We start from the raw sequence: 24462 nt of genomic DNA, 5'->3' as shown, positions 1-24462 counted from the left end.
AGAAAGTACAAAGAGGGCTCTGATATTTGGATTGTCCAAATACCAGAGTCCTCTTTGTGGATGTGCTGTAACCCTTTTGCCTCTGTTGGGTCTAATATCACAGCCCAATTTCAAACTAGCGTTATGATACAAGCCATTATAGTCAGTGACGACCCGTTGTTACTAGTTAAATGCATGTCAAAAAGGCTTTCTTGGCTTCTCTTCTTAGGAAGATTTTTTATTATTCCTACTTATTAACCGTTTCCTGGAGTGCTTCACCTAATTGTTTCATTCCGACCTTGATCTGGTCTTCTTTGGCATTTGAATAGTTCAAGCGGAAGGCACCAGGCTGTGGCTTACCCGCAAAGAACGGATCTCCCGGAACAAAAGCGACATTGTGTTTAAGACATTCCTTGAAGAGCTCAACGGTATCATCAACCCCTGGCACTTCAACCCACAGGAACATCCCGCCTTCTGGGTTAGTATACTTAACGCCAGCCGGGAAGTACTTCTTAAGTCCATCCGCCATCAATTGCTTACGCTTACCGTAAAGGTCACTGATCTTCTTTACGTGCGCGTCAAGATCATTATTATTCAAGAATTCAACAACTGCATACTGGGCCAAGTTATCGGTGTGTAAGTCCGCAGACTGCTTTAACACAGTCAGTTTGTTGACGACATCCTCATCGGCAACTACCCAACCAAGGCGGAATCCTGGTGCCAGGGTCTTGGAAAAGGTACTCATGTAAAAGACATGGCCGGTTTCATCAAATGACTTAACCGCGGGAACGTGGGTCCCGGCAAAGCGAATTTCACCATAAGGGTTGTCTTCGAGAACATAAACGTCATACTTAGCAGCTAACTCAGCCAGTTTCTTTCGGCGGTCAACGGCCATTGTTCGGCCAGTTGGGTTTTGGAAGTTAGGCACAGTATAGATCAGTTTAGTTTCCGGATGGGCCTTCAGGGCGTCCTCAAGGGCATCCATCTTCATCCCCTGTTCATCCATGGCCACACCCACGAACTTGGCACCATAGGACTTGAAAACGTCTAGGGCACAAAGATAGGTCGGCTGTTCAACCAAGACCGTATCACCGGTGTTAACGAATGCCTTCCCCACCAGGTCCAAAGCCTGTTCTGAACCAGTTGTTACCAAGACGTTATCGAGGACGCCAGTGACACCCTCCTTTTCCTTAACGTGTTGAAGAATCAACTCACGAAGAGCAGTAACCCCCTTAGCGGCCCCGTACTGCATCGCTTCTTGGCCATGTTCTTCAAAGACCTTGTCAACGGCCGCTTGCATTTTCTTGACGGGGAAAAGTTCAGGAGCTGGCAATCCACCAGCAAAGGAAATAATCTTCGGATCCGCCGCTGCTTTCAGGATAGCCCCCACCGCATCCGTACCGTCTGCTGGAACTCGTTTAGAATACTTAAACTTTGTCATTGTCGTCACTCCTTAAAAATATTTTTACAGTTCTAATTTGTTTTTAATAAAACTGTCATTGGCACGTAGTATACACTAAAACCATCCGCTTGTTAAGTACTTAATTTACTCTTAGCAGATTTTCGTCATTAAAATTATTATTATTTTCCCGCCTGATCCCGGCCTAACAGTCTTTTGATTATAAAAGAATTAGAATATTTTTTAAAATTGGCAGATTGCAAGAAATAACTTGAACGAATTTAGTGACGTAGATTAAGCAGGAAGATCTCGATTGGTGTATGCCAATTAAGACATTTAAGTGGCCGGGAATTCAAATACCAATTAATTTGAATCAGCTTGTGATCGCTTAACTCTTCAATGGCTTGGCCTTTGGGAATAAAGCGTTGTAAAACTCGGTTACGGTTCTCATTACTGCCGCGTTCATGTGGTGAATAAGCATGAGCAAAATAAACCGGAGTATCAGTTCGCTGCTCAATTGCCTGGTAGTTAGCGAACTCTTTACCATGATCTACGGTAAGCGTCTTGAGCTTGTCTTGAAGTTGACTAGCTAGTTCAAGTACGGCTTGAGTCATGGACTGACTGTCGCGACCATGGAGCCGTTTAACAATTGTCAGGCGACTCTTACGCTCCACAAAAGTAGCCACAGCTTGACCTTTACGTTTGCCAGAAAGTACGGTATCAGCTTCAAAGTGGCCGAATTCCTGGCGAGTTTTGACTTTATGAGAACGCTCCTCAATGGAGCGGCCGTGATTGAACGTACCACGCTTTTCTTTAGCACGATGACGACGCATTCCATGATCAGGCAAATCGGGCAACTGTACATCAAGCCATCCTTGATCAATCCAGTTATAGACCGTCTTGTAGGCAATCCCAACCACATGGGCAACTTGTTCAGGGGACCACTTCTGGACTTGAATCTTTTCTTCAATCAAGTGTTTAAGGCTTTTAGTGAGCGAAGACTTCCGCCCCCGTTGACTAACCTTGCGTTCAAAGTCAGTTTGCGCTAGCTCAGCCTGGTACTCACTATTTAGCCGGTGAAGTTCGTTAAAGACTGTGGTTTTACTAAAGCCTAAGTAATTAGCGATGTATCGCAAGGAACGTCCTTCATTATGAAGCGTTTCAATGACAACACGGTTCTGGAATGATAAAATAGTGGTGCTCATCAAGGTCCTTCTTTCTAATGGATTGTACGGTAACACCATTAAAGACCTTGATGGGTTTTTTCTGTCCACTTAAATGTTCAACTTAAATTTTACAATCTGCCAATTAAAAAAGAAGACAACGTTATCGTGAACGCTGTCTTCCTCTTTTAATAGGTTCAGACTAAATTTAGAATGAAGCCAAATCAAGCGTAACGCTTGGGCCGAAAGTCGAAGCGATGGAAGCATGCTTGATGTAAGTACCACGTACCGAAGCAGGACGCGCCTTAGCCACGATATCTTCCAAAGTCTTCAGATTTTCAACTAACTTGTCGGTATCAAAGGAAACCTTACCAAATGGTACAGCAACGTTACCATCACGGTCAGTCCGGTAGGTAACTTGGCCAGCCTTGGCGTCAGAAACTGCCTTAGCAACATCCATTGTAACCGTACCAGTCTTTGGGTTAGGCATTAAGCCCTTTGGTCCCAGGATCCGACCCAAACGACCAACCTTAGGCATCATGTTTGGCGTAGCAATGGCCACGTCAAAGTCGAGCCAACCGTCTTGAATCTTTTCTACTAAGTCGTCAGAGCCAACAAAGTCAGCGCCGGCATCTTCAGCAGCCTTAGCATTGTCACCTTCGGCAAATACGATAACGGTTTGGTCCTTACCAGTACCGTTTGGTAAAACAACGGCACCACGTAATTGTTGGTCAGCTTGCTTAGTGTCTACGTTTAAGTTAAATGCAACTTCAACAGTTGAGTCAAAGTTAGCAAAGTCAATGTCTTTCACTAATTGAACTGCGTCGTTGACTGCATATTCCTTCTTGCTGTCAACCTTTTTAAGCGCATCTTGGTACTTCTTACCACGATTCTTAGCCATCTTGTGTTTTTCCTCCTTGCAAATGTGGTCTAGCGGAGTTAATACCTCCCACAAAGACACACTACTTTAATAGGGTGTCCGGACTACTTAGCAACTAGTCTTCAACAGTGAAGCCCATGCTGCGTGCAGTACCTTCAATCATGCGCATAGCTGCTTCAACGTCAGCTGCGTTTAGATCTTGCATCTTAGTTTCGGCAATCTTCTTAACTTGATCCTTGGTTACCTTAGCAACCTTCTTCGTGTTAGGTTCACCGGAACCGTGTTCAACACCAGCGGCCTTTTTCAGTAAGACAGCAGCAGGTGGCGTCTTAGTAATGAAGTCAAATGAACGGTCTTCATAAACAGTAATTACAACTGGGATCAGCATACCCTTCTGGTCAGCCGTCCGGGCGTTGAATTCCTTAGTGAAGCCCATGATGTTAATACCTGCTTGTCCAAGTGCAGGACCTACTGGTGGAGCTGGTGTTGCTGCACCGGCAGGAATTTGCAACTTGACAACGTTAGCTACTTTCTTTGCCACGAGACAAAACCTCCTTAGTCCGTGTTGTGGTCATGATGAGGCAGAAAATTTACCTCTCCCACAGTATGTTCAATAGCATACCTTAATAAAATACCACAATTATAATGAGTAATCAATTATTAATTATTCGACTGTATCGATCTGGTCAAAGCCCAGTTCAGCCGAAGTTTCCCGGCCAAACATCTTAACGTTGACCTTCAGTTTTTGCTTTTCGTGGTCAACTTCCGTTACCTTTCCCGTCAGGTCAGCAAACGGTCCGGCGATTACCTTAACAGTGTCGCCTTCCTTAACGTCGATGTCACTAACGGTAATGTCGGCGCCCATCCGCTTCATGATTCGTTCAACCTCTTCTGGCAGTAATGGTGTTGGCTTTGAGCCCCCACCGTGAGAACCAAGGAACCCAGTAACACCAGGTGTGTTCCGCGCAATGTACCATGCTTGATCCGTCATGATCATTTCAACCAGGACGTAACCCGGGAAGGTATTTTCGACAACTTCTTTAGCCTTGCCGTCCTTGACTTCACGAACGGTCTCTTCGGCAACGACTACCCGGAAAATGTAGTCTTGCATACCCATTGATTGGGCCCGTGATTCCAAGTTGCTCTTGACCCGGTTTTCGTATCCGGCATAGGTATGGAGCACATACCAGCGTTTTTCATGTGATTCCACGATGAATCCTCCTCTTTAATTTAAAATTTTGCCAAAATAAAAAACTTCGCAAATCTACGAAGTTCAACACAGCTAGTATAACAGACCACTGCTTGTTTTACCACTACCTGTTAAACAAACAGTTTCATAAACATTTGAATCAACCAGTCGAACAGGGCAAAGAACAGGACGAAAAAGAGGGTCAGCGAGATAACAATCGTCGTATCACGCCGGTTCTCCCGTGCCGTTGGCCAAACGACTAGTTTCATTTCATGGTTAACACTTTTAATAAAACGAATTAAGTACATATTTGCCTCCACCTATTTACTCTCGCGGTGAAGTGTATATTCCCCGCAATGTTTACAGAATTTTCGTAATTCTAAGCGCTCTTGACGCTGAGGGTTAGCAGTAATCGTATAGTTTCGTGCACCACATTTGGTACATTCTAAGGCCACTTTCTTCTGTGCCATACTAACACCTCCACACAGGAAATAGATTATCACGAATTGCCAGTAGAAAGCAAGCGAATGGCAGTCAACTAGCGTTTTAGGATGTGAATTAGTTTCTGACGGCTGCGACTCATTGCGCTTTGTACTTGCCGCTTGCTGCAATTAAGTACGGCCGCCAGCTCGTTTGTCGAATACCCCTTCTGATAACTGATTAAGACAGTTCGTTCGAATGCTGAACAGGACTGCATCAATTTGCGAATGCAGTAGTGACAATAAATGGTGTCTTCCGGTTGGACCTGGTGGGGGTCGTTCAGGATTTCCGCGAAGTCATCTTTTAATGGGGCCACCTTTCCCGCCGGAATTCTTTTACGTGCTTGCCGCGCCCGGTAAAGGTCCAAAATTTTGTTGACCAGGCTCTGCTTATAAAAGCCCCCAAACTGGCGATTATTTGTTCCGGTATAGGAACGAATAACCTTAATCAACACTAGTTGTGCTTCCTGCTCCCAGTCGGCTAATTCCAAGCCCGGCACATAATAGTGTTGCCATATCCGCCGAACTAAGGGCCGGTACTGGCGAAAAAGGAGGATAAACTCCTTATCGTTCAGGCTTGTACAAGGCTTGATCCAATCCCGTTTTTCTTCATCCAAACGCATCGATAAAACTCCCTAAAGATTTAATTAACCCGTCACGATTTTAACTCCTGACATAATTGCCGGTAGTTACCTAACAATGGTATTTACCTTCCCCATCATTGGGCTTAGAAATGTCCCAATTAACTTTTCCAATTAAAATCCACGTGTCTGTTGCTAATTTAACAAAGCAGCTAGGGTGAAACAATAAATAGTCTACCTTTAAAAAACACGCGATCGAACGCTAACAGCCACTTTGTCCACCCCGTAAGAGAAAAAGGCGTTACTACACTGAGTAGAAAATATGAAAGCCCTTACATGAGATAAGGCAATGATAAATAAATAAGGGATTTAAAAAGACAAACTTTAGCAGTGATCACTAGAGTTTGTCTTTAATTTATTCTAATGGGTGGCGGGAGTTGAAGCCCTGATAGATCAGGAGACTGGCCGCCACACTGGCGTTTAGGCTTTGAACGTGACCAATCATTGGAATCGTTAGCATCTCGTCACAGGCCTTTTTTAACAGAGACGAGATTCCCTTCCCTTCGTTTCCAATCACAAGGGCCACCGCACCGTGCGCATCCCAGGTCCGGTAGTCCTTACCACGCATATCAGTTCCAAACAACCAGACACCACGCGACTGGAGTTCTTTAGCGGTCTGCACCAGGTTAGTCACCCGGGCAACCGGAACGTGTTCAATAGCCCCCGTGGACGTCTTGGCCACCACGGAGGTCAGGCCGACCGCCCGCCGCCGGGGAATAATAATTCCATGAACTCCTGCCGCATCTGCTGTCCGAATAATCGAACCCAAATTGTGGGGGTCCTCCAACTCATCCAGAATTAGGAAGAAGGGATCTTCCCCCTTCTTTTCAGCGTTGGCAAAGAGGTCGTCGATGCTAGCGTAGTGGTAGGCAGCGACAGCTAGGGCTACTCCCTGGTGGTTCTGGTGATCAGTCATTTGGTCCAGCTTGGTCTTGGGCACGTTTGAGATCACCAACCGCTTTCCCTTTGCTAACTTAATAATCTGGGCAATGGCGTCTGCCTTAAGGCCAGATTGGATGAAGACCTTATTAATCTCCTGGTCTGACTTTAGCGCCATTACCGCCGGGTGCCGACCAATAATAAAATCAGTATGCTCAGTCTTCATGCTTAGTCCGTCCCTTCTCGACTTGTTTAATACACCATTCAGCAAGTTCTGCTAACCGATCCTGTTGCCCCGAAAGCTGCAGGTAGCCCATCAAAGCCTCAAAGCCAGTTGAAATCCGGTAGGTGAGGACCGAAGTGTGCTTGGCATGGGTGTGGCTGTTAGCATTCCGCCCCCGTTTAAAGTAGGCCCATTCCTCATCGTTTAAAAGCTGGTCGGCCTTCATCAAGTCAATTAAAGCCGCCTGAGCTTTGGCAGAAACGTAGTGGGTTGCTAAGTGCTGCAACTTTGTCGGCTTACTAAGCCCCTTACTTAATAGGTGCTGGCGAATAAATACTTCATAAACGGCATCCCCCAAGTAAGCCAGGGCAATTCCGTTTAATTGCTGATAATTTGCTTTTTCCATTGCTCTCTTTTGCTACTCCTTCTTATAACGAGTTCCCTGCGGGGTATCTTCAAGAATAATCCCTTGCTTCTTCAGGTCATCACGAATCTGATCACTCCGGGCAAAGTTCTTGTTCTTCCGCGCTTGGTTCCGCTCCTCAATCAGCGCCTTGATCTTTTCGTCATCAATTTCGTTGTCCGTTGCCACCAGCTTGATACCAAAAATGCTGACTAGCTTTACCATTGCAGCTTCAAACTCTTTCAAGCCGCCGCGATAGACAGTTGCCTGTTGAGCATAGGTGTTGGCGGCCTTCACTAGCTCATAAACCACCGCAATCCCGTTTTGAACGTTGATATCGTCGTCCATTGCGTCAATGAAACGGTTTGTATACGCGGTTACTTGCTTTTGGACGCCAGCATCATCACCGTCCTGGGCATCCTTTTCCCGGTACTTCAGGTTGTCGAAGGCGGTTTGGATATGTGCGAGGTTGTTCTTAGCATCCGTAAGGTTGGCTTCGCTGTACTGGATTGGCCGTCGGTACTGGGTGGTGGCCATGAAGAAACGCAGTACTTGCGGGTCAACCGTTTTAATGATGTCGTGGACCGTAATGAAGTTGTGAAGGGACTTACTCATCTTCTCGTTGTCCTTGCCAATCGTTACAAATCCGTTATGCATCCAGTAACGAACAAACTTATGCCCGGTTGCCGCTTCGCTCTGGGCAATTTCGTTCTCATGGTGAGGAAACTCCAGATCCTGGCCCCCGGCATGGATATCAAGGGTGTCACCGAGGTACTTGGTGGACATCACTGAGCACTCAATATGCCAGCCGGGCCGTCCCTTTCCCCATGGTGAATCCCAGGAAATTTCTCCCGGTTTAGCCGCCTTCCAAAGGGCAAAGTCCATTGGGTCCTCTTTTTTGTTGACCTCGTCGGCACTAACGTGTTCACTCGCACCAACTTCCAAGTCATCAATCGATTGTCCCGATAATTCACCATAGTGAGCAAACTTACGGGCCCGGTAGTAGACATCCCCGTCCTTTGCGTATGCGTAGCCCTTATCAATTAAACGCTGAACAAAGTTAATGATCTCCGGGATATGTTCGGTTGCCCGGGGGTGGCTCGTCGCCGGTTCAATATTGATTGCCGTAGTGTCCTCCATAAAAGCCTTGATATACTTATCCGCCAGCTGGGGAACGGTAATTCCCTGCTCGTGAGCCGCTTTAATCATCTTGTCATCAACGTCCGTAAAGTTAGAAACATAGTTGACTTGGTAGCCCTTGAACTCCAAGTACCGCCGGACGGTGTCAAAGGCAATTGCACTCCGCGCATTACCAATATGAATGTAGTTATAAACGGTGGGACCACAGACATACATGTTAACAATCCCCGCGTGTAGGGGCTTAAATATTTCTTTCTTCCGTGTCAAGGTATTGTAAATTGTTAGCATTTTAACCTACTCCCATCCGTTCAATAATGTAAAATTTCTTCTCAATAATTTTAACACATTCCCTTTCGTGGCGCGGCCGTTATCGCCAAGAGAATGCTTTTAACCCCGCTAAAGAATATTTAATCGTTTGGTCATACTTTCTTCACATTCTATTGTTAGTATAAAAAGCGTAGAAAGTTAAAAGCTTTTTACATCAATGAAACCTATTATTTTTCAATTACTCCTCCCAATAGTAACGAAAAAATAATTACTTATGATAATCTCCCCCAAGGTTATCATATACTCCCTAACGAGATAGCATTCCCAAGCTATCTCTTTTTTTGTTTAAACCATCGGGCCCCGGGCATCTTGAATCTTCAAAACACCCGGGGCCCTTTCCATTTGTATTTACTTGTGTCCCTTGCCTTTCTTGGGCTCAGTTTTATCTTTAGAGTTTTCTTTTGAAGGCAAACCACTGTCGTGTTGTTCATCAATTCCCCGCTGCGAATGGAGGGGCCGGGCAAAAATCATCCGACCAGCATCAGTCTGTAAGGCACTGGTAACTTCGACTTCAATCGGCTTGTTCATAAAGAAGCGACCGTCTTCGACAACCACCATTGTGCCGTCATCAAGGTAGGCAACCCCCTGCTGGCGCTCGGTCCCCTTCTTGATGACAACCACTTTCAAGGTTTCGCCAGGAATAACTCGTGGCCGCAATGACTTGGCCAGGTTATTGATGTTTAAAACATCTACGTTTTGGAACTGGATAACTTTATTGAGGTTATAGTCATTCGTCACAATTACCCCGTCCACCTTCTTGGCAAGAGCAATCAGCTTACTATCGACCTCTGGGATATCCTCAAAATCACCATCATACATCTCAATTGGGACGATCTTTTCACTCCGTAACTTATTAAGGATGTCTAGGCCCCGCCGGCCCCGAACCCGCTTGATGCTCTCACCCGAATCTGCGATGTATTGTAACTCATAGAGCACAAAATTAGGAACTAGCAAGGTTCCTTCCAGAAAGCCGGTCTTGACGAGGTCATAGATTCGTCCATCAATCAGGATATTAGTATCCAGGATTTTATAGTGGTGGTAGTTATCATCCTGACGCTCCAGAACCTCATTTTTACTGTCCTTGCCCCGCTTGACCAAAGTAAGATCCTTCCAGTCATCCAGGCGGGTGGTCCCGATCTTAAAGCCATAGTAACTGAAAACGACCATTAATAAGATTGGCAGGATATTATTAACCACCGGAATCTTAGTCCGCCACAAAGGGATCGATACCAAGACCGCGATGACTAAACCTAGGATTGTCAATAGGGCACCAAAGAAAATATATAGGGGACTCTTGCTTGTCAAGTCTTGTTCAACCCGGTGAATAACGCTGACCGTTGGTTTCATAAGTGCTAAAGATAATAACCAGAAAATAATTGCACCAATTAAAACATCTAAGAATACCAACAGTGGATTATAGATGTGCAGCTTAAACAAGTCCCACAGTGTCGGTAGGTAATAAAAGCCCACTGCAGCCCCTACTAAAATATAGAGTAAACGAATAATTCGTTTAAGCATTAGCATTCCTCCTTTGCTTTTTTCTAGCCGAGGGCCATCCGCAAGGCCTCGCGCAGGGTCCCAACACCGATGACCTCAATTCCTGAAGGCGGGGCCCACCCCTTCAGATTATTCTTCGGGACAAAAATCCGTTGAAAGCCGAGCTTTTGCGCCTCGGCAACCCGTTGTTCGATTCGGTTAACCCGCCGGATTTCACCGGTCAAGCCGACTTCGCCAACAAAGGCATCTGCCGGCCGGGTTCCCTTGTCACGGTAACTTGAGGCGATACTAACGGCAATTGCTAAGTCAATTGCCGGCTCGTCCAGCTTAACCCCACCAGCAGCCTTTAGGTAAGCATCCTGGTTTTGCAGCATCAGGTTGGCGCGCTTTTCCAAAACGGCCATTATTAATGATACCCTGTTCCTACTCAAACCGGTAGCAGTTCGCTGGGCATTTCCATAAACCGTTGGCGTCACTAGGGCCTGAATTTCGACCAGGATTGGCCGGGTTCCCTCTAAAGAAACCACCACGGCCGATCCAGTGGCATCGGCCAGGCGCTCCTCCAGAAAAATCTCGGAAGGATTTTTGACCTCTGTCAGTCCGTTGGTATGCATTTCAAAGATTCCCAGTTCATTTGTCGAGCCGAATCGATTCTTAACTGACCGCAAGATCCGGTAGGTATGGTGGAGGTCCCCTTCAAAGTAGAGAACCGTGTCTACCATGTGTTCCAGAATTTTCGGCCCAGCCAGGGCGCCCCCTTTGGTAACATGACCAACCACAAAGATTGTGATGTTATTACTCTTGGCAATCTGCATCAACTGGGCGGTAACCTCCCGAATCTGGGAGACACTCCCGATAGCTGACGTCACATCCGTTGCCTGCATGGTCTGGACAGAATCGATAACCACGTAGGACGGCTTAATCTCACGGATAGTGTCCTTAATGCTGTCCATGTTCGTCTCCGGATAAACATAGAACTCATCTCCAGCAACCCCAAGACGTTCTGCCCGCATTTTGATCTGCGTACCACTTTCCTCTCCGGAAACATAGAGAACCCGGTGCCCCTCATCACTGAGCTGGCCAGACACCTGCAGTAATAGGGTCGACTTTCCTATTCCCGGATCCCCACCAATCAGGATTAACGAGCCAGGGACAATTCCGCCCCCTAAGACCCGGTTAAGTTCGTTTAACTTGGTCTTGACCCGCGGTGTTTCCTTGCTGTTAATCTCATTAATCTTTTGTGGCTTGGCAACGAGGCCGGTTAAGGTGGTTGTCGGCCGCGCCTTATTAGTCGGCGATTTTGTTTGAACCTGTTCCTCAACTAAAGAATTCCATTGACCACAGTTGGGGCACCGGCCTAGATAGCGGGGGGAACTGTACCCGCAGTTTTGACAAACGTACTGTGTCCTTACCTTTGTCAATTTCTCTCCTCCTTACTTTTTAGTTGAGCCAAATCCACCGGTCCGTTGAGCGTGTGGTGCCGTCTCACCATCGGCCAAGAGGAATGGCATAAAGATTCCCTGGCCAATCCGTTCGCCCTTCTTGATATGGTAGTCGCGCAGGCCAAAATTAATCAGCTGAAAGAAAATTTCCCCCTCGTTACTGTCGTTATCATAATAATCCGCGTCGACGATTCCAATCCCGTTGGGTAAAATCAGCCGCCGTTTTAAAGGGCCACTCGAGCGGTTGGCCAACAGGAGGAATTCATTATCCTGCATGTAGGCTTTGACCCCTGTAGGTACTAAATACGGTTTTAAACAAGCGTCCGCACTTTGAAAATCCTCGTTGGTGACCTTCTCTTGCTTAAAAAGCGCCCAGAGAACCTTTAAAAAGTGCCCCTTCCAGATTGAAGGGAGGGTAAAGTCCTCGGAAGCAGCAAAGTCATAACCAGCTGCCTTTGCAGTCTGCCGCTTAGGGAGGGATAAACCATTACCGGCCTTTGTCGACACGATTTTAAATCCGCGTTTCACAGTTATTTCACCTCATTAATAAATCACTATTGTAATATTATAGGATAGATTGGTTGCCAATGGTATTGGTTAGCTTGACTTTTCGCCTGACTTTATTGAAAATTAAATTTGAATGGATGTGATAGTGATGGAATTTGTTGTTGATGGAAATAAACTCATCGCCAAGGACCAGTTTCACCCCCTGATTGGTGAACTGAGCTTTCCAGCCGTTGCTGACGACCGGGTCGTGGTCGAACGGGTCTTTGTCCACCCCGACTTTCGTGGACAGGGGATTGCCAACGAGCTCGTGCGCCATTTCGTGGACTACGCAAGTGAGCACCAGTTAACGGTAAAACTAATGTGTCCCTTTGCAAAGGCGGAGTTTCGTCGTCATCCCGAATACCAAAAGCTATTATCACCGGATGACCGCACAATTTAGGAGGATTTACGAAAATGAATCAAGACGAATTAAAGGCCCAAACCGGCCAGGAATCGGTTAACTACATTAAGTCAGGAATGATTGTCGGCCTAGGGACCGGGTCAACCGTCCGTTACATGGTTGACGAACTTGGCAAGCGGGTCCAAGCCGGGGAATTAACCGGCATTACCGGGGTCACGACCTCCAGCCGGACCGCCAAGCAGGCCAAGGATCTGGGAATCACCATTAAGGACATTGACGACGTTGACCATATCGACCTCTGTATTGACGGGGCCGATGAAGTTAGCGACGACTTCCAAGGAATCAAGGGTGGTGGCGGTGCCCTCCTCTGGGAAAAGATCGTTGCCAATGCTTCCGACAAGATCATCTGGATTGTCGACGAAAGCAAGTTGGTCCACCAGCTAGGGAAATTCCCGCTACCAATTGAGGTAATCCCGTTCGGTGCCCAGCTAGTCTTCAACCGTCTGGAAAAGAAGGGCTACAAGCCGAGCTGGCGGATGGACGGCAGCAACAAGTTCTTGACTGACGAAAAGAACTACATCATTGACCTCCACCTGGGCAAAATTGACCATCCGGCCCAACTTGCCGATGAGCTGATCCACATGGTGGGCGTCGTTGAGAGCGGTCTCTTCTTGAACCGGGTCAACGACGTGATTGTTGGTACACAGAACGGCCCGAAGATTTTACATGCCCGCTAACAACTAATTTAAATGCGCCTCGCGATTAGGTCTTCCTAACGCGTGGCGCTTTTTTGAAAACGGGCAAAGGGGTTGTGACAAAAGCCTCTGAATCAGAAGCTCCATTCGGAATTTAACAAAAATTCTGAATGGAGCTTTTTGATTATCTGAATATTTTGAGAAAATGAGCGGCCTTCCGGCCATTTTCTTCATGTTTAATGCCATTAAAGCAATCCCAATTTGTCTTTTGGCTTTCTTAAGACCACGTACTGTGAATCTTTTAAAACCCAAATAAGCCTTCAAGTTACCAAAAACAGTCTCTACATCGTACTTACGACGGGAGTAAGTGTTGGAATTTGAAAGCGACTCGCGAGCTTTCGACTTAAAATATTCCCACTGTGGGTTCACCACAAGGTACTTAGTGTTCCCATGTGGTGTTAATGCCTGAGAAATAATTTGATGATTCTCATCATACTTCTCTGCTTGATATACTTTGAAATCACGACGGAATTTGTATTTATCATTTCGGTATGCGTATCGTTTAAAGTTGAATCGGACGCCCTGTGGGTTTACATAAAAGTCATCAGCCTCATGATATTCCCAGTTCATTACTTTTCGATCATCAGAACGCCACTTACGGCTATTCTCTTTAATCATGGTGCTGTAAGGAATTAAAGCTGTACAATCAAATAGCTCATCTTCGATATACTTATAATTGCGTTCTGATCCGTAACCAGCATCGGCAACAATTTCTCGCCCCAAAACTTCGTTCTGGGCGAGATGAGATAAGAATGGGATTAAGGTTCTAGTATCGGTTGGGTTCTGCATGAGTTCATAACCCAGCACGTACTGTGAGCTAGTCATAATTTGAAGATTATACGCTGGCTTTGTTTGACCATTACGCATCGGATCTTCCTTTAAACGCATAAAAGTAGCGTCATGATCGGTTTTGGAATAGCTATTACGTTGGCCAGCAATCTGCGATTGGGCTTGGTATTCAAGATGCTTTTGACGACAATGGTCTAAAGCATGGAGATACTTTTTGGCATGACGTCGTTCCTGCTTGACCGGATTGGGCGAAACCTTTGCGGTTTCGGCCACCCGTTGGTTTAACTCTTCAATCCGTTGTTCAAGTAAGGCAATAATCGTATCAAGTTGATCAATGTCAAAGCTATCTTCATCAACATCAATCTTAACTTCTGCTTGCTTAATTTCACGAATTAGTTTTTGAGCCTTTTCAACGTTTAATTCGCGATACTTAATGGTGCGTTTCTTCCAAACAAAGGAAAACTTATTTGCGTTAGCTAAAATCTTAGTGCCATCAATGAATGAAGCCTCATCGATCATTCCCTGAGCCTTTAAATAGTCATGAAATTCCTTGAAACTACTCTGAATCATATCTTCCAATTCTTGGGAGACAATGAAGCGAGCAATGGTGCGGTAGGTTGGACGCTGTTCTTGAGTCAACCACATCGCAACAATGTTTTCACGAGCAAAGCGTTCAATTTTCCTAGAGGAAATGATGCCATAGCTGTAAGCCAGTAAAACTAACTTTAACAGCATTCGTGGATCATACTCTCTTGGTCGACCCATAATATTGGGTCGCCGCAGCGCTAAGCTTTCAACCAGCCGATTAATATAACGTGCTGGATGATTTAACTCAGGTTCATAAGCAGTAGGTATGTTCAAACTAAGTTGATTCATGTTATAATCAGGTTCCAATGTTTTTGTATCTGAAACTTGAAAGCACGAAAACTAGCCGGAGCTGCGTCAGCTTCGGCTTTTCTCAGCCTAAATTAGACTTTTAGATGCCAGTATTCAATGCTTTTTGGATCGTTATTGGCAACTGAGCTATGAATCGATTAATGATGTCATCAATGTGATCAGTTAGGCTGAGCTCAGCTCGACCCAGTTCATGAAATAAGTAGACCAATGCGTCCATAAAACGAATATCTGGCAGTGCTTGATTCATAATGTAAAAGAGTCCACCAATTGTGCGATCATCAGTATTAAGTCGTTCTTGCCAAGCCAATAAGTCATAAGTAATCATGGTGACGGCAATATAACCACATTGACCGTCGTAACTTTGAATTTGTGATCGATTAAGAGCTAAATACTGCTTAGCAGCTTTGAAATAGGTCTCAATTTGCCAGCGGCGTCCGTACAATTGAATGATTTCTTCTGGCCGCATAGCTAAGTTAGTGGTCGCTAAAACTAGGTAGTCCTGACGGTGCCCCTTTTTGGATACAAAAACCACTTTTAGCGGAAACTGATGGCCATGATATTGGGCTTGAATGACACTGCTGTAAAGATAGTGATGCCGACAATTCATTTTAGAAGCTGCTAAACGTTGATAAAGACCCTTAATGCTATAGTGACGACCACGATATCGATAATAGACTTTTGCGCTGCGTTTGAGCATACCCACACCAAAAAGCTGAAGCTGAGCGAGTTGCCAAAACATCTTCGGCGAACTGTACCAAGAATCAAAAAGGACGTATTTAGCTGACACGCCTAGTGTTTGCGCTTGTCTAATCAATTCTAGAGCCACTTGGTTCATTGGGCGTTGAGCTTGAGCCCTTCTTTGACCGGCAATTTGACGTTGGTCAGTAATCTGCGCTAAGCATCCAATCAGATTAGCAGGCTGGTGAGTTGACATTAAAGCAAAATTAATAGGCAAAAAAGTATTACCATCACTCCAACCGAGAGTTAAGCCACGGTAACCATTTACATACTCGTGCTTATCGTGGTCATAGGTCTTGGCTAATAATTCAGTCTTTTGGGACCAACGACGTGCTAACAGAGTATCATCAAGCACTAATGCCAAACGACGTCGACCATCAATAAACGGGGTTAAGATGCGAATTAATTGAATCGCTACTAAACAGACTAATTTCTGCCAGTTAATACGGCCATCATTCAAAACATTCCGTGCCGTTCTTGGGGTAAAATGGCAATCTGGATGAGCACGATTGATCGAAAGACGCTCAAAATGAGCTGTCATTAACCAAGCTACGATCATTTTCAATGAACATAATGAGTGACGCTTAAAATTCACCCTGTGAGTTAGCTTAGCTAGACCAATTAGGCTTAAGAAGTGAGAAATAATGTTTTGAGAATCGTTTTCAGTACTGAAATGGTTTATAATTTGCATAGCGCAAGACTCTTTTCTACTTTGATTTTGACACTTAAAGTATAGCGTAAGAGTTCTTGCGTTTTTTATTTTTTTCGTCCAAAAGCCCTGAACCACAATGATTTCATTGCAATTCAGGGCTTTCAAGTTTCAGATCACAAATAGATATTGATTGACTTCCCATGCTAACCAGGTTAGAATATTGCTAACAATAAATAAGTATCAAGTAAAAAAGGAGTGGTCCCAATGTTAAAAATTACAAATTCAATTCATCCGTGGTCCACTAGCTGCTGTTGTTAATCATCCTGTGCCCGCCCCAGCCCAACTGGGGTTCTTTGGCTTATTCACTTTTTGATTAACAACAGTTTTTTAGTGCCCAAATAACAACGAATTGAGGTGATAAATAATGGCCACTCCCCAGATTAAGATTGGGATTCTCAACCTGATGCACGATAAGGTTGATACCCAGAAAAGGTTCACGAACGTCTTTGCCCACACTGCCTACCCAGTGGAGTTGACCTTCCTGTACCCGCAAACCCATTACCGTGACCGGACGGTTCCTGACTTGGTTCAACAGATTGCTCAACCCCTGGACCTTGCCCGGGTCAACGAGTTTGATGCCTTCATCATTACCGGGGCACCAATCGAACAACTCGACTTTAACGAGGTTACCTACATTGACGAGATCCACCAGTTGATCGACCAGCTGGTAAAATTCAATATCCCGCAGCTCTACATCTGCTGGGGAGCAATGGCCGCCGCCAACTACTTATACGGGATCGAGAAGCACCGGTTACCGGAGAAACTGTTTGGGATCTTCCCTAACCACATTGTCAACCAGGGGCCGCTGCTGACGGGGCTGCCGGATGGCTTCCTGGCACCCCACGCGCGTTACGCGGAGCTAGATCACCAGCAGATCAGTGTCCATCCCGACCTGATCCTCGAGGCCACCACCATCGATGATGACCTCTTCTCCTTCCGGGCGCCTAAGTACCAGCAGTCCTTCCTGTTCGCCCACCTGGAATACGAGCGGGAAGCCCTGCTGAAGGAGTACCGGCGTGAGAAGAACGCCTACCCGGACCGGGAGTACGCCAAGCCGCAAAACTACTTCCTCGACCCCATTCATATGAAGGGACCACAGTTCAAGTGGCAACCGGCCCAGCACATCTATTTTGATAACTGGCTTCAAACCGTTGTCCACAGCATGCAAAACAAGAAATTAGTAAAGGAGTAATTAATTATGACTAAGATCGTTAACTCAATCACCGACCTGATCGGTAATACCCCCATCGTTAAGTTAAACCGCGTCGTTCCTGAAGACGCTGCTGATGTCTACGTTAAGTTGGAATTCTTCAACCCCGCTGGCTCCATCAAGGACCGGATCGCCCTGGCAATGATCGAACGGGCAGAAAAAGAGGGCAAGCTGACTGCCGGCGGTACCATCGTGGAACCAACCTCTGGTAACACTGGAGTTGGTCTGGCAATGGTCGCTGCCGCTAAGGGTTACCACCTGGTAATCACCATGCCGGAAACCATGAGTGTGGAACGTCGTAAGCTGATGCAGGGCTACGGTGCTGAACTGATCCTCACCCCTGGTGCTGACGGAATGAAGGGCTCCATCGCCAAGGCCGAAGAACTCGTCAAGGAGAAGGGCTACTTCATGCCAATGCAGTTCGAGAACCCTGCTAACCCGGCTATTCATGAAGCAACTACTGGCGCTGAGATCATCGATGCCTTTGGTAAGGATAACCTGCCGGACGCCTTTGTTGCCGGGGTTGGTACTGGTGGTACCCTGACCGGAATCGGCCACGCCCTCAAGAAGGCTAACCCTGCTACCAAGGTTTACGCTCTGGAACCAGCCGAATCACCACTTCTTAAGGAAGGCCACGGTGGCAAGCACAAGATCCAAGGAATCAGTGCTGGCTTCATCCCAAAGGTGCTCGACAAGGACGTTTATGACGGAATTGTTGAGGTAAGCAGCGACGATGCCATCGCCACGGCACGTGAAGTGGCCCACAAGGAAGGAATCCTGGTTGGGATTTCCGCTGGTGCCAATATTAAAGGTGCTATCGAATTAGCCAAGAAGCTGGGCAAGGGCAAGAAGGTCATCACCGTCTCCCCAGACGGCGGCGATCGTTACCTGTCCACCGACCTGTTCAACTACTAAAATCAGACATAACTAAAAAGAGGCTGGGAAAAAACTCCTAGTCCAAAGCAAAAACCGGATGATGAATTTTTTGAACAATTCATCATCCGGTTTTTATGTACACAGGAAATCGTTCCTGATATGATGTAATTACCACAAAACAACCCAAAGGAGCGATTTTCATGTATCAAAATTATACCATAGGACAAACCGAATTCGTACTAAGCTATAACTATGATTTACCACAAAATCATATTGCGCGGCTAATTAGTGATTTTGTCGACTCGATTCCACAAAATGTGCTATTAGAAGATTCAGGAGCGGCTACCGGCCGCCCTTCATCGCATCCAGCAATTATGCTTAAGATTCTCTTGTTTGCCTACGCACGTCAAACTTATTCTGGAAGAAAGATTGAAATGATGTTGGATGAGAACCTGCCAATGCGTTGGTTAGCTCATGATTATGCTTATAGCTACCATACCATTAATAACTTTCGACGCAGTCAGCACGCTAGTAAGCTAATTAAACATGCCTTTGTTTACTTTACCATGGCTTTGAAAGATCACGGACTAATTCAAAATGATGCAGTTTTTATCGATGGGACCAAGGTAGAAGCCGATGCCAATAAATATTCATTTACTTGGCGACGGGCAGTTGAAAAGTATCACGCTAAGTTAAGAGAAAAGACGAGTAAGCTTTATGAGGAACTAGTAGAAAAACAAGTGGTGCAAGAAATGGCACCCGAGCTGGTTACTTCTGCCGAAGGCATGGAAGTAATGGAACAAGAACTTGCGGAGAAAATCACTAAGTTAGATGAAGAGATTAAGCAAGAACCAAAAATCATCAAAGGTGGTTCAGTTAGAAAACGGCGCCGTCGTTTTCTAAAAAAACTTCGCCATCAATTAAGCAACGACCTAATTCCGCGTGCCAAAAAGTATGAACGTGCCGAAGATATCTTCCAAGGTCGTAATAGCTATTCCAAGACTGATCATGATGCGACTTTTATGTGTATGAAGGAAGATCCGATGATGAATCGGGAGTTAAAGCCCGGCTATAACCTGCAAATCGCTACACATAAGCAATTTGTCCTTGATTACGGGCTCTTTTCAAATCCAACTGACACCAGGACCTTAGTGCCATTCCTTACCCAGTTTCATGCTTTAGATTTCTTTAAGCATATCGTTGCCGATGCCGGTTATGGTAGTGAGTACAATTACACAATGATTCTTGATCAGTTTGAAAAGCAGCCTGTTATTCCATACACAACTTATCAAAAGGAACAGAAACATAAATTTAAAAACGATCCAACTAAATCACAAAATTGGCAGTATAATGCCGAAGATGATTACTACATCGATCATTTAGGAGTTCGCTTTAGCTTTTATCGGTATAGTAGGCGAACCGATAAATATGGTTTCGAACGTGATTTCAAACTCTACCGAGCGGATAAGCACCAACTGTCAGAACAATTGGATGAGTTGGCAAAAACACCAAGTGGTCGGCAACGCTATATGCAGGTTAACCCAACGTGGAATTATTACAAGGCTAAAGTAAAAGCAACCCTCTCAAGTGACGAAGGCAAGGCAATTTATCGTCGACGAAAGTTCGACGTTGAGCCAGTCTTTGGTCACATGAAGAGGGATTTTGGCATACGCCGAACTCATCTACGCGGACAACGGGCTGTGGAAAATGACATTGGGCTAGCCTTGATGGCATTAAATCTAACGAAATTTGGTCAATCAATTAGTCGATTGGCGACTAATTTTATAAATAACCCGGTTTGTAAAATTAAGTTAGAAAAACAAAAAAACCATTTGTGATAGACTTTTGAGTATCCCTAATCAAAAGAAAGGCAATCACAAATGACCTACAAACATCTTACCACACGTGAATTAACTCTCATAGCTGAATTTTATCGTCAAGACACTCGAGCTTATCGAGTTGCTAAATCACTAAAGCGTAGTGCTGAAACAATTTATCGAGTTTATCGTTACTTGGATACGGGCAAGACAATTACGCAGTATTTAAAGCAGTACCAACGGAATAAGCGCCGTTGTGGTCGTAAACCAATGACGTTACCTGATGATGAAGTAAGTTACATTACCAAGCAAGTTAGTCAAGGTTGGACGCCAGATACCATTATTGGTCGGTCAGAGAAGAAAATCAGTTGTAGTATGCGGACGCTTTATCGCATGTTTGCTCGTGGTCAATATGGCTTTGATGTTAAGCAGTTACCAATGAAAGGTAACCGTCACCCAAATGGCTACGTTGAACGGCGTGGGAAAGCTGGCCATCTTGGTCGCAGTATTTACCAACGTTACCGCGATTTTCCACATTACCAACATGAATTTGGTCATTTAGAAGCTGATACGGTTCAAGGGAAAGCTCACCATGGTGCTGTGATGACCCTAGTAGAACGGATTTCAAAAGTTGAGATTGTTTTGAATGTCCATCACAAAACGGCCGAGAGTGTGAACTATTATTTGGACCAATGGCTATCAAAACAGCCTCGTCATCTTTTTAAGTCCATCACCTTTGACAACGGTAAGGAATTCGCGGGCTGGCGTGAGATTGCCAATAAGCACGATATTCAGACATATTTTGCGGAAGTCGGTGCGCCTAATCAGCGAGGGCTAAACGAAAACACCAACGGTATTCTTCGGCGTGATGGTCTGAGTAAAAAGAAAGACTTCCGTAATCTCCCGGATGAATTAGTTACTCAGCTAATGTCATACCGGAACAATATTCCACGGAAGTCACTGCACTACCGCACACCCATTGAGGTATTCATGGAGAATATCACAGATGCACAGTTAGTTTCTTTCTAACTTAATTTGACATTTCAGGTAATTTAAAATCCGGACTATGATTTTTGAATCGATCAAAAATTATAGTCCGGATTTTACTGTTAGAGAACCAAGAATTAATAGTTAATTCCCAGCCTCTTTCTTTTACTAATATTTTAAAGGAAAATGGAGTTAAATGAAATCCGAAAATTTCATCTAACTCCATTAATTATTTGGGACTTATGTCACAGCCCCCTTGCCTATTTTTTAACCTTTTAATCGAACATATGTTTTAGGATGTGATATAATGTACTTAACAGAGAGAAGTGTTCAGCTATTAATTAGCTTTGTTAACTAGCCAATGATGAAAGATTGTGGTGAAAATGGCGCAAGTTATAAAGGGGATCAAACTTCGCCTATATCCCAATGCCCAGCAAAGGGAACAATTGTGGCAGATGTTTGGTAACGACCGCTTCGTTTGGAACCAAATGTTGGCAATGGCCAAGGAGCGGTATCAAAATAATCCTAGTAGTCACTTTGTCAATGAATACGGGATGAATTATCTACTGAAGAGACTCAAACAGGAATACCCATTTCTTAGGGCTAGTGACTCAACTAATTTTCTAGTGGTTAATCACAACCTCGCCCAAGCCTTTAAGATGCTATTTAAACATCGGGGCGGTTACCCACGTTTTAAATCGCGTCGAGCTATTCGGCAAGCTTATACGGGGCGGTCAGTTTGTCGGGTACTTGCTAAACGGCGGGTTAAGTTGCCTAAGTTGGGCAGCATTCGGACCAGTAAAACAACCTGGTTAGCTAATAGCAAAATCAGGTGCTATACGGTTTGCTTTGAGCCCACTGGCCGCTACTATCTGTCATTACAAGTGGCGGTTGAGGCTCCCAAACACTTAAGAAAGGCGGAAAAAGCAGTTGGAGTTGATGTTGGCATCACTAATCTAGCCATTAGTTCTGATGGGATTAAGTACGGAACTTTTAATGCTAAATGGGCAGAAAAGCAAGCAGCTAAGTGGCAAAGTAGGTATGCCAAGCGGAAACATCAGGCGACGGTTGCCGTCTGTCAATGGAACCATAACCACAAAACCATTAAGAAAGAACTAAGTGATTACCAAAACTGGCAACGAGCACAGCAACAAAAGGCCCGTTACCAAGCCAAGGTGGCGAACCAGCGCAAAGATTATTTGCATAAATTAACAACGACCTTGGTTAAGCAATACGACGTAATCGTCATTGAAGATTTGAAAACCAAAAACCTTCAGAAAAATCATTGCCTAGCTAAAGCGATTGCAAATGCCAGTTGGTATCAGTTCCAGACCATGTTGGCATATAAATGTGCCTGGTATGGTAGACGTTTAGTGGTGGTTAAGCCAAACTATACCAGTCAAATTTGTAGTCATTGTGGCTATCATAGTGGCCCTAAGCCCCTTAACATTCGTGAATGGACGTGCCCAAGCTGTGGTACCCATCACGATCGCGATATTAATGCGGCAGTTAATATCTTGCATCAAGGATTAAAAGCTATTGGTTAGGGACTAGCCATGGTAATAGAGTGGAGTTCTGTAAGTTAGGTAGCTTGAATACAGGTATAATATCCTAAATACTACTCCGTGTTCCCAGAAGCGCGGTCATTAATGGCCGAGTAGTTCACAGATTGGGCCGTCGTTTTATTATGTTGTGCTGGCTTTTGTTTTATAATAGGTAGTAACAATTTAAAGGAGGCTCATTAAATGAGTTTTGCTATTTCTAACGATGATATTGCCAACTTCCGCGCCGACTACGACAACCGACGTGACAGTCAAGTTTTAGAACGCGCCGTTACCAAGAACGGGGTTCGGAATGCCAGCTTTGATTGGCACTCAATCAAGGACAACGACCCCCACTTCTCAATCGATCTTAAGACCGGGAACGTTGCCGACCAAAAGCAGTCCGGTCGTTGCTGGATGTTTGCTGCCCTAAATACCATGCGGCACGACATGCAGCAAAAGTTCAACCTCCCCGACAACTTTGAGCTTTCGCAGTCCTACCAGTTCTTCTGGGACAAGTTTGAAAAAGCCAACTACTTCTACGAAAATGTTTTAAAGACCGCCAAGAAGGATGCCGACAGCCGGAAGGTGGCCTGGTTAATGGCCACACCGCAAAGTGATGGTGGCCAATGGGACATGCTGTGCGCCCTCATTGAAAAGTACGGGGTGGTTCCGAAAACGGCCATGCCTGAATCATTCAACTCTAACAACTCTCGGGGCATCAATGAAGTGCTGAACAACAAGCTCCGGCACGACGCCGTTATCCTGCGTAAGATGGTCAACGAAGATAATGCTAGCGATGACGAACTAAACACTGCCCGGCAAAAGATGCTCAACGAAGTCTACCGGATCCTCGCCTACGCTTTTGGTGAACCCGCTACTCACTTTGACTTTGAATATCGGACTAAGAAAGATAACGAATACCACCGGGACGCCAACTTGACCCCTCAAGAATTCTTCAAGAAGTACGTTGGCTGGAACCTGGAAGATTACGTCTCCATTATCCAGGCCCCAACCGCTGACAAGGAATACCACAAGACCTACACAATTGATATGCTCGGTAATGTCGTTGGTGGCCGGCAAATCAAGCACCTTAACCTGCCGATGGATGAATTCAAGCAACTCGCCATTGACCAACTGAAGGGCGGCGAAAGCGTCTGGTTTGGATCCGATGTGGTCAAGTATTCTGAAACCAAGCTCGGGATTATGGCCCTCAACACATACCGTTACAACGAACTTTTTGACGTTGACCTGGACATGACTAAGGCCCAAATGCTGGACTACGGTCAAAGCATGATGGATCACGCCATGGTATTAACCGGAGTTGACCTGGTTGATGGCCAGCCAACCAAGTGGAAGGTCGAAAACTCCTGGGGAAACAAGGTTGGTCACAAGGGCTACTTCGTTATGAGTGACGACTGGATGGATCAATACTGCTTCCAAATTGTTATTAACAAGAAGTACCTGTCAGAAAAGCTGCTGAAAGAACAGGCCCAGGAGCCAATCGTCCTCAAGCCATGGGATCCAATGGGCACCCTTGCCTAATATCATAATTAGCCAAATAAATCACTTACTGAGTCGGCATTAAGTGC

Annotated in this window: 24 protein-coding genes; 8 read left to right on the top strand and 16 right to left on the bottom strand. The window is 45.3% G+C overall.

The window, feature by feature from the left end; genetic code table 11:
• Nucleotides 1-226 precede the first annotated feature (226 nt).
• From KZE55_RS02450 to KZE55_RS02385, 14 genes are all read right to left on the bottom strand, one after another.
• Nucleotides 227-1420 (bottom strand): aminotransferase-like domain-containing protein, encoded by a 1194-nt coding sequence (locus tag KZE55_RS02450; RefSeq protein ID WP_222258987.1) that lies wholly within the window; start codon nt 1418-1420, stop codon nt 227-229.
• Between the two features lie 239 nt (nt 1421-1659).
• Nucleotides 1660-2583: an IS30 family transposase gene (locus KZE55_RS02445; protein ID WP_222258985.1), complete on the bottom strand. Its 924-nt coding sequence runs from the start codon at nt 2581-2583 to the stop codon at nt 1660-1662.
• A gap of 166 nt (nt 2584-2749) precedes the next feature.
• Nucleotides 2750-3442 (bottom strand): 50S ribosomal protein L1, encoded by a 693-nt coding sequence (rplA, locus tag KZE55_RS02440; protein WP_222258983.1) that lies wholly within the window; start codon nt 3440-3442, stop codon nt 2750-2752.
• Nucleotides 3443-3536: 94 nt separating this feature from the next.
• Nucleotides 3537-3962, bottom strand: coding sequence for a 50S ribosomal protein L11 (gene rplK, locus KZE55_RS02435; RefSeq protein ID WP_222258981.1), 426 nt, complete (start codon nt 3960-3962; stop codon nt 3537-3539).
• A gap of 123 nt (nt 3963-4085) precedes the next feature.
• Nucleotides 4086-4631: a transcription termination/antitermination protein NusG gene (gene nusG / locus KZE55_RS02430; RefSeq protein ID WP_222258979.1), complete on the bottom strand. Its 546-nt coding sequence runs from the start codon at nt 4629-4631 to the stop codon at nt 4086-4088.
• Nucleotides 4632-4741: 110 nt separating this feature from the next.
• Nucleotides 4742-4918, bottom strand: coding sequence for a preprotein translocase subunit SecE (gene secE, locus KZE55_RS02425; RefSeq protein ID WP_222258977.1), 177 nt, complete (start codon nt 4916-4918; stop codon nt 4742-4744).
• A gap of 12 nt (nt 4919-4930) precedes the next feature.
• Nucleotides 4931-5080 carry a 50S ribosomal protein L33 gene (gene rpmG, locus KZE55_RS02420; RefSeq protein WP_082126068.1) on the bottom strand — a complete coding sequence of 50 codons (150 nt, stop codon included), beginning with the start codon at nt 5078-5080 and terminating at the stop codon, nt 4931-4933.
• Between the two features lie 68 nt (nt 5081-5148).
• Nucleotides 5149-5712, bottom strand: coding sequence for an RNA polymerase sigma factor (locus tag KZE55_RS02415; RefSeq protein WP_222258975.1), 564 nt, complete (start codon nt 5710-5712; stop codon nt 5149-5151).
• A 373-nt stretch (nt 5713-6085) separates the two neighbouring features.
• Nucleotides 6086-6835, bottom strand: a complete 750-nt coding sequence (gene rlmB / locus KZE55_RS02410; protein ID WP_222258973.1) for a 23S rRNA (guanosine(2251)-2'-O)-methyltransferase RlmB — start codon at nt 6833-6835, stop codon at nt 6086-6088.
• Complete coding sequence (locus KZE55_RS02405; RefSeq protein ID WP_222258971.1) at nt 6825-7238, bottom strand: Mini-ribonuclease 3; 414 nt, start codon at nt 7236-7238, stop codon at nt 6825-6827. Before KZE55_RS02405 ends, rlmB begins: the two co-directional genes overlap by 11 nt.
• Before the next feature lie 12 nt (nt 7239-7250).
• Nucleotides 7251-8663 (bottom strand): cysteine--tRNA ligase, encoded by a 1413-nt coding sequence (gene cysS / locus KZE55_RS02400; RefSeq protein WP_222258969.1) that lies wholly within the window; start codon nt 8661-8663, stop codon nt 7251-7253.
• Nucleotides 8664-9050: 387 nt separating this feature from the next.
• Nucleotides 9051-10220, bottom strand: coding sequence for a PIN/TRAM domain-containing protein (locus tag KZE55_RS02395; protein ID WP_222258967.1), 1170 nt, complete (start codon nt 10218-10220; stop codon nt 9051-9053).
• Between the two features lie 23 nt (nt 10221-10243).
• Nucleotides 10244-11620: a DNA repair protein RadA gene (gene radA / locus KZE55_RS02390; RefSeq protein ID WP_222258965.1), complete on the bottom strand. Its 1377-nt coding sequence runs from the start codon at nt 11618-11620 to the stop codon at nt 10244-10246.
• A 12-nt stretch (nt 11621-11632) separates the two neighbouring features.
• Nucleotides 11633-12169: a dCTP deaminase/dUTPase family protein gene (locus KZE55_RS02385; protein WP_222258963.1), complete on the bottom strand. Its 537-nt coding sequence runs from the start codon at nt 12167-12169 to the stop codon at nt 11633-11635.
• A 127-nt stretch (nt 12170-12296) separates the two neighbouring features.
• Between KZE55_RS02385 and KZE55_RS02380 the strand changes: the two genes are divergently transcribed.
• The gene (locus KZE55_RS02380; protein WP_222258961.1) at nt 12297-12587 is read left to right on the top strand and encodes a GNAT family N-acetyltransferase; all 291 of its coding nucleotides are present in this window, start codon (nt 12297-12299) and stop codon (nt 12585-12587) included.
• Between the two features lie 14 nt (nt 12588-12601).
• Nucleotides 12602-13285 carry a ribose-5-phosphate isomerase RpiA gene (gene rpiA, locus KZE55_RS02375; protein WP_047769172.1) on the top strand — a complete coding sequence of 228 codons (684 nt, stop codon included), beginning with the start codon at nt 12602-12604 and terminating at the stop codon, nt 13283-13285.
• Nucleotides 13286-13288: 3 nt separating this feature from the next.
• Here the strand turns inward: rpiA and KZE55_RS02370 are convergent, their stop codons facing one another.
• Entirely contained in the window at nt 13289-14986 is a 1698-nt protein-coding gene (locus tag KZE55_RS02370; protein ID WP_463674777.1) for an IS1182 family transposase, read from the bottom strand.
• Between the two features lie 82 nt (nt 14987-15068).
• Nucleotides 15069-16418: an IS4 family transposase gene (locus KZE55_RS02365; protein ID WP_222257956.1), complete on the bottom strand. Its 1350-nt coding sequence runs from the start codon at nt 16416-16418 to the stop codon at nt 15069-15071.
• A 385-nt stretch (nt 16419-16803) separates the two neighbouring features.
• Here KZE55_RS02365 and KZE55_RS02360 point away from each other — a divergent pair, with 385 nt between their 5' ends.
• The 6 genes from KZE55_RS02360 (at nt 16804) to KZE55_RS02335 (ending at nt 24415) form a co-directional block, all read left to right on the top strand.
• The gene (locus tag KZE55_RS02360) at nt 16804-17631 is read left to right on the top strand and encodes a homoserine O-acetyltransferase/O-succinyltransferase family protein (RefSeq protein WP_072574818.1); all 828 of its coding nucleotides are present in this window, start codon (nt 16804-16806) and stop codon (nt 17629-17631) included.
• Between the two features lie 6 nt (nt 17632-17637).
• On the top strand, nt 17638-18564 hold the full coding sequence (cysK, locus tag KZE55_RS02355) for a cysteine synthase A (protein ID WP_163940001.1): 927 nt from the start codon (nt 17638-17640) through the stop codon (nt 18562-18564).
• 161 nt (nt 18565-18725) lie between these two features.
• Nucleotides 18726-20363 (top strand): IS1182 family transposase, encoded by a 1638-nt coding sequence (locus KZE55_RS02350; RefSeq protein ID WP_222258959.1) that lies wholly within the window; start codon nt 18726-18728, stop codon nt 20361-20363.
• Nucleotides 20364-20405: 42 nt separating this feature from the next.
• On the top strand, nt 20406-21371 hold the full coding sequence (locus tag KZE55_RS02345) for an IS30 family transposase (protein WP_222257719.1): 966 nt from the start codon (nt 20406-20408) through the stop codon (nt 21369-21371).
• Nucleotides 21372-21712: 341 nt separating this feature from the next.
• Nucleotides 21713-22876, top strand: a complete 1164-nt coding sequence (locus KZE55_RS02340; RefSeq protein ID WP_222258184.1) for an RNA-guided endonuclease TnpB family protein — start codon at nt 21713-21715, stop codon at nt 22874-22876.
• A gap of 198 nt (nt 22877-23074) precedes the next feature.
• A complete protein-coding gene (locus KZE55_RS02335) occupies nt 23075-24415 on the top strand; it encodes a C1 family peptidase (protein ID WP_047768151.1) in 1341 nt (446 codons plus the stop codon).
• The last annotated feature ends 47 nt before the right edge of the window (nt 24416-24462 follow it).

The sequence above is a fragment of the Limosilactobacillus panis genome, from assembly GCF_019797825.1.
GTDB classification, from domain to species: Bacteria; Bacillota; Bacilli; order Lactobacillales; family Lactobacillaceae; genus Limosilactobacillus; species Limosilactobacillus panis_A.
This window is presented reverse-complemented; position numbering and strand designations above follow the sequence as displayed.